This window comes from Methylomagnum sp. (genome assembly GCF_054333355.1).
Map to the genome: position 1 here is coordinate 1 of NZ_JBTEKS010000240.1, position 6,924 is coordinate 6,924.

At 64.1% G+C, this 6,924-nt stretch carries 4 protein-coding genes; all 4 read right to left on the reverse strand.

The annotated features are described in order from the left end of the window. Window positions 1-1,168: hypothetical protein (locus tag ACXWUF_RS15870; protein WP_458495628.1), on the reverse strand; the 1,168-nt coding region annotated here is incomplete at its 3' end. A 373-nt stretch (window positions 1,169-1,541) separates the two neighbouring features. Next, window positions 1,542-2,612 (reverse strand): glycine cleavage system aminomethyltransferase GcvT, encoded by a 1,071-nt coding sequence (gene gcvT, locus ACXWUF_RS15875; RefSeq protein WP_458495629.1) that lies wholly within the window; start codon window positions 2,610-2,612, stop codon window positions 1,542-1,544. Between the two features lie 148 nt (window positions 2,613-2,760). Then, complete coding sequence (locus ACXWUF_RS15880) at window positions 2,761-3,057, reverse strand: hypothetical protein (protein ID WP_458495630.1); 297 nt, start codon at window positions 3,055-3,057, stop codon at window positions 2,761-2,763. A 476-nt stretch (window positions 3,058-3,533) separates the two neighbouring features. Next, window positions 3,534-6,887, reverse strand: coding sequence for an NAD-glutamate dehydrogenase domain-containing protein (locus ACXWUF_RS15885; RefSeq protein ID WP_458495631.1), 3,354 nt, complete (start codon window positions 6,885-6,887; stop codon window positions 3,534-3,536). Window positions 6,888-6,924: the final 37 nt, after the last annotated feature.

Here is a 6,924-nt window from a genome sequence, read left to right on the forward strand (position 1 = left end):
CGGCGCTCACCGCGTCCGGCAACCAGCCCACCGCGAGCGAGGCGGAGCTGACGTAGTCGGTCCTGATGTCGCTGAGGTTGCCGGACGGGTCGTCGGTCGCGGGCTGGTTTTTGGCGTCCAACACCTGGATGCCGCCCCGCACCACGGACGGCGGCGTGGAGGTCGGGTTGTACATGGGCTTGGTGGTGTCCACCATGAAGAAAGTGGCCCCCTGCTGCCACAGATTCAAGGGACGGACGATGCCCAGCGTGTCCCACCCCGAGCCGCTGGCGCCCTGCTCCATGACTTGGTTATACGCCTTGAGGGTGGCCCCGTTGAGGGCGTCGATGACCACCAGCCAGCGGGCGGTGGCGGACACCGCAAGGGTCAGCTTCCAGGCGAGGCGGGGCGTGCGGTCGCCGGGGGCGTAGACGATCAGCTCCGGCTGGCCCACCGTCGCCCCGTCGCCGCCTTTGACCTCCCGCCGCGCCCGGGCGATGGCGGCGGCTTCGCTCACCACGGGGTTGGTCTCGGTGTTGCGGGGGGTGGGGACGTAGGCGCCGTCCAGCGCGTCCACATTGCCGGACGGATCGATATGCACCAGCAATTCCGCCGGCCAGACGGGCAGATTCTTGAAGCGCTGCTCATAGCGCAGATGACGCCGGTATAGCTCGTCCTCCTTGTGGTTGAGCAGCTTCATTTCCGTGTCGGGGTTGTCCAGGCGCAGCAAATCCTTTTGGTTGCGGAGAAAGGCGCGGGCGGTCTTTTCGTCGCGGCCCTTTTGCGTCGCGCCCAGGCTGGAGGCCGGTTCGAGGATGGCGCCCCGCATCTGCCGGGGCGTGCCCGTCTGTTCGATGCCCCGGATTTCCAGCTCGGCCCCGAGCCGGGCGCGAAGCCGGGCGATGGCTAGTCGTTGGCGGAGCTGAAGCTCGGGGCTGCCCGCGCTCTTGGCCTTGGCGGCTTCGGCCTTGAGTCTGCCGGTGATTTCGCGAAGCTTCGAGGCGGCTTGTTCGGCGCGGGGGTCGGTGGCTTGGCCGCTGGCGTTGCCCGCTCCGGTGGCGGACACGGCGGGTGCCTGGGTGACGGGGTGAACCGGCACGGCGTCGGGATCGGCGGCGTGGTCGGGCGGGGATAAAACTAGGCCGATGAGGACGGGGAAGGTTCTCAGGGTGATGGAATATCGAGACATTGCTGCCCCCAGAGGCGGTGAGTTGTTTTGTTTGGCCGGGTCGGGGACCGGCGGGTGTTGTGGATAAGGATAAAGTAAATGGGGCGTTTCGTGGGTGTGACTGATGCGTGGGGCAAGGCTTGAATCCGTGATCGCCCCTGTTTTGGGCAACGGATTCGTTGCGCAAAGCGTTTGTTGCGCAACGTTTATGGTCCGGTAGATCGGGCCTGTACTCATGCAGGGCAATCGCGCTATGCAGGGAGCCGCTGTTTTTCCCCTCTCGCCTCAAAGGCGAGAAGGAGAAAAATCACATAGCGCGATTGCCCTGTGTACTCATGCCCGACGCCCTGACTACGCTGACATGTCGGGCATGGAATACATGCCCGCCCGGATTTTATTTTGCCAAAAACCGCCTCCCCACCACCCGCGCCGCCTTGAGCCGCCCGCGAATATCCACCCAACAATCCCCATACCCGCCCGCTGGCAAGCGGGCGAAGGCGATGGACCCGCCCAGCGTGGGCGAATAAATTCCGCTGGTGACGATCCCTTCCCCCTCCTCCGGCACCACCACCCGCTGCCCGTGCCGCAACACGCCCGGCTCGTCCAGCAACAGCCCGACGAACCGCCGCAACCCGCCCGCCCGACGCTGCGCTTCCAGGCTGGCCCGGCCAATGAAGTCCCGCTCCGCCGGATCGAAAGCCACCGTCCAAGTGAGACCGCTTTCCAAGGGCGTGACGGTCTCGTCCATGTCCTGGCCCGACAGCGCTAACCCTGCCTCCAGCCGCAAGGTATCGCGGGCACCCAGACCACAGGGCGCGACGCCCGCCGACGCCAAGCCACGCCACAGACCGGGCGCGGCGTCCACGGGCAGGATGATTTCGTAGCCGTCCTCGCCGGTGTAGCCGGTGCGGGCCACGAACCACTCGCCGGACTCCACGAAGCCAAAAGACGGCAAAGCATCGGCGGCGTCCCGAAATTCGGGCGGCAGACAGGCTCGCGATTTGCCCCGCGCTTCCGGTCCCTGCACGGCGATGATGGCGAGATCGGGACGCGGCGTGGCCCGCACGGCCCGGCCCACCGCGTGGCCGGTGATCCAGGCCGTCACCCGGTCGCGGGTCGCGGCGTTGCTGACCAGCCGGAACCGCCCATCCGTTCGGCGATAGGCGATGGCGTCGTCGATCACGCCGCCGGATTCATTCAGCACACAGGTATAGAGCGCTCGTCCGTCGCCATCCAGGCGGGCGATGTCGTTGGCGAGCAGCATTCTGAGAAACGCCTGAGCCTCCGGCCCGTCCAGATCGAAAATCGCCATGTGGGAGACATCGAACATGCCCGCGTCCCGCCGCACGGCGCGGTGTTCCTCCAATTGCGAGCCGAAGTGCAGGGGCAAATCCCAACCGGCGAATTCGACCAGACGCCCGCCGAACTCCCGGTGTGTGTCGTAAAGAATGGTTTGCTGTGCCATGGCCCGTGGTTCTCCCTGAATGAATGCCAAGCGCCCATTCAATACGACCCGCCCCCCTGCCGCAACGCCTCTTTTGGAACAAACCAATCCCCAGAAACAGAAAAGCCGACATAACGTCGGCTGTTTCTATGGAATTAGCGCGCAGCGATCACTGACAAGCGTAAGCCCTGGCGCTAGCCTCGCCATTGAATGCGCCCACCGTCCGAAAATCCGTGAAGACGATATGCGTCGCCCCGATGGCACCGGCTTTCTTCTCAACGCTGGCTTTGGCGATGGGTTGCCAACCGAGATTTTTGCCATAGCCGGACGAGCCAGCGACCTTGCCCAGCAAATGGCAGTTCTTTACCTCCGCCTCCGACACCTCGTCCGGCTTGGCCTGCGCGTTACCGACCAAAGCGCCGGCCAAAGCAACAACGGCGGCAATACGAAACAGATTGGACAGCATGGCGTGGTTCCTCCCTTGGGTGCTTGGCATCAGCGTATTTCACTTATTTGGTGCGTATAAGCACCAAACTTGGTCAATAGCCTACATGGTTTCGCTTCGATATTGAATATCGGGACCGAAAATTTTTTGCCGCCTCGCAAAAAAAGCGATCCAACCCACCCAAAATAAAATCATAACTATTTGATATTTAATTAAAAAATAGCGGTCATCGCCCAGAACATTTCTTAGCCAAACGGCTTAATTTAGGCCACGACAAAAACGCACCAAAAAATCTCAAACAACGAGATGGGCGCACAAGTATGGAATGGACCAGAAAACCTCTGAAGCGTTTTCATCTACCATGGGCGAGCAGAAAGGCCGTGGGAGCGGGCTTCAGCCCGCGACAGCCGGGCTTGATCGTGGGCTGAAGCCCACTCCCACCACCGTACATTCGATCCCAAATCGCTCTAGCCGACCGGGCAACGACAAAAGTGGTTTCAGCGAAAGGGGCCGCCGCAGGCTTCTCGTAAGGCTTCGAGTGCAGCGGACAAAGCAGCGAAGGGAATGAGGGAGGTAGCGGCGGTTTCGGTGAGTTCGCTTTCAAGGCGTTGGAGCCGGGCCAACTTCGGCTGAATTTCGGGAGAGGAAAACAGCGCGGCGGGATCGTCCACGCCCCGCCGCGACAAAGCCAAGGTCAAGGCCAGCGGCGCGGAGAGGAACCGTTCCAGCAGCGCCGCACGGGTACGCCGCTCCCAGCGGTCGCGGGGCTGCACGGCGCCCAACAGCGCCAACACTCGCGGCAGCCCCAATTGCCGGGCCACCGCATCGGACAGCCGCGCCACCTCGGCCAAGGGCCGACCAGTCAGCGCCGCCGCATCGGCCAGGGCGGGAAAATCGCCCAGCCGGTCAGCGAACACCAACCGCCGCGCTTCATCCGGCGTGAAATCAAGCCCCGCCAGTTCGGCCAGGCTCCGGTCGTGGTCGGTTCGGCTTTCCGCTTGATGGGATAAATAGGCCAAATAGGCGTCAAGCCCGGAGCGCCAAGCCTCCATGGCGCTCTCATCGGAAACGAGCGCCCGCCCCGCTTGCAGCGTCCAGCGGCAACCCTCGGCCAGCAGGTTTTCCAGGCGCAGCAACAGCGCATATTGCCGGTTCGCCTCGATTCGGCCATCCAGAGCGCACACCTTGTGGCGCAAGGCCCGACCGCCAATTACCTGGTCGAACAGCAAATAAGCGCCCACCGCCCGGACCAATTGGGCCGGTTCCAGCTCATCGACCCAGGCCAGAAAACCCGCACCCGCCTGCCCGATGATGGCGTTGCAAATCAATGTGGCGGTGATTTCGCGGGCCAGAGGATGCGCCGACAAATGGATGCCGAATCGCGCCCGCAGCGGTGTCGGGAAATATTCGGCGAGAATCGCGGCGGTCCACGGCTGGGCCAGGAAATCGCCCGCGTCAAGCAAGGCCCGCTTCAAGGCTAGCTTTGCGTAAGCCATCAGCACGGCAAGTTCCGGTCTCGCAAATCCGAGACTGCCGCGTGTCAGCACGTCCTTCCGGGTCGGGAAGGACTCCACCGCCCGGTCCAGCAGCCCAGCGTTGACCAGCCGGTCGGCCACGTCAAGGAATGGCTCCACCTCCCGCAGGCACCGCGCTTGGTCCAAGGACAGGCACAGGCTTTGTTCATAATTGTTCGCCAGCACGGCGCTTATGACATCGCCAGTCAATGCCGACAACTCGCGGTTGCGTTCGGCCTCCCCGGCAATCGCGCCGCGCCGCTCCAGCAGCGCCATCAGAATCTTGAGGTTGACCTCGTGGTCCGACAAGTCCACCCCGCCGGAATTGTCCACCGCGTCGGTGTTGATGCGGCCGTCGGCCAGGGCGTATTCGACGCGGGCCTTCTGGGTAAAGCCCAGGTTAGCGCCCTCCCCCACCACCTTGGCGCGGAGTTGGACCGCGTCCACCCGCGCCAGATCGTTCAGCTTGTCCGCCGCGTCCTCGTGGGCTTCCTCGGTGGCTTTGACGTAGGTGCCGATGCCGCCCAGCCACAGCAAATCCACCGGGGCCGTCAGCAGTCGGCGGATCAATTCCTCCCCGTCCACCGTGGCGTGCCGCACGCACAGCCAGTCGCGGACTTCGGATGTGAGCGAGATATTCTTGGCGTCGCGCCGGAACACCCCGCCGCCCGGCGAAATCAGGCGGGGGTCGTAGTCATTCCAGCCGGAACGGGGCAGATCGTACAAACGCCGCCGCTCCTGATACGAAATGGCTGGATCGGGAGTCGGGTCGAGGAAAATATGCTGGCTGCCGAACGCCGCCCGCAACCGGATGTTTTGGGATAACAACATGCCGTTGCCGAACACGTCGCCATCCATGCTGCCGATGCCGACGACGGTGAACGGCTGGGTTTCGATGTCCTGCCCGGCCTCGCGGAAATGCCGCTTGACGCACTCCCAAGCGCCCCGCGCCGTGATGCCGAGTTGCTTGTGGTCGTAGCCGTGCGAGCCGCCGCTGGCGAAGGCGTCCCCCAGCCAGAAGCCATATTCCGCCGCGATGCCGTTGGCGCTGTCCGAGAGCCGGGCCGTGCCCTTGTCGGCGGCGACCACCTGATAAGGATCGGCGTCATCATAGGTCACCAGGTTGGGCGGCGGCTCGATGGCGGCGCCGACGCGGTTGTCGGTCAGGTTCAACAAGCCCCGAATTAACGTGGCATAGGCCCGCCACGCCAAGCGGTTCTGCGTCTCGGGATCGCCGCTGGCGGTATTCAGCACGAAGCCGCCCTTGGCCCCCAGCGGCACGATGAGGGCGTTCTTGGTCATCTGGGTCCGCATCAGGCTGAGGATTTCGCTGCGGAAATCGTCGGGCCGATCCGACCAGCGGATACCGCCCCGCGCCACCTTGGCCCCGCGTAAATGGATGCCTTCCATCCAGGCCGCGTGAACGTAGATTTCGAACAAGGGCCGGGGGGCGGGCATATCGATGACGCCGAGGCTGCCGATTTTCAGGGCGAGGGCGTGATTTTCCGGCGGTTTCGGTTGGTAAAAATCAGTGCGCAGCGTGGCGTCGATGAGGTTGAAAAGGCCGCGCAAGATGCGGTCCTCGTTGGTGTCCGCCACCGCGTCCAGGGCGGCGGCGAGTTCCAGGCGGACGGGGAACAGCGCCTCTTCTTCGCGTTGTTCGGCGCGGGACCAGCGGCCATCGGGTTCGAAACGGCTGGCGAAATAGCGGAACAGCAGCGCCGCCGCGTTGGGATTATCGAGCAGCGCCCGGTGAAAACGGAACCGGCTGAACCTGCTGCCCAGTTGAAAGTAATAATTGCGGTAGGCGCGGAACACGTCGATTTGCCGCCAGGCCAGCCCGGCCACCAGCAACAGGCCGTTGAGCGCGTCGTTCTCCACCCAGCCGCCGAGCATCGCGTGGAGTGACTCCAACAGCGGCGTTTTGTGGGGCATCAAATCGGCCACGCCGGGCGGGGCGGGCATGACCGCGAAGCTACGTAGGAACAGCGGCTTGATTCCAACGTCCATCCTGAAAGACACCTGGTCGATGACCCGCAGCCCCAGATTCGCCAGGAACGGCATGATTTCGTCCAGGCTGCGCTCCCGCTCGCCGTACAGCCGCAGCCGGTAATGGGTATCGCCGTGACGGGGATGGGGTTCCCACAGATCGAACCGTTCGCCCCCGGCCTGGATCAATTCATCCAAGCGCAGGGCGTCGCGGACGGCCAGTTTCGGCGGGGTGAGGGCGCGGTATTCGGGGGAGAAGAGATCGACGTGGCGGATGGGCGCGAGGCTGGCGTCCGCCTCGGCGGCGGCGCGTTGTAGTTGGGCGGTGAAGATGCGTTCCCAGGACATGGTAAGGCTTCGTTTAGGCGGGGCGGGGGGGGGGGGG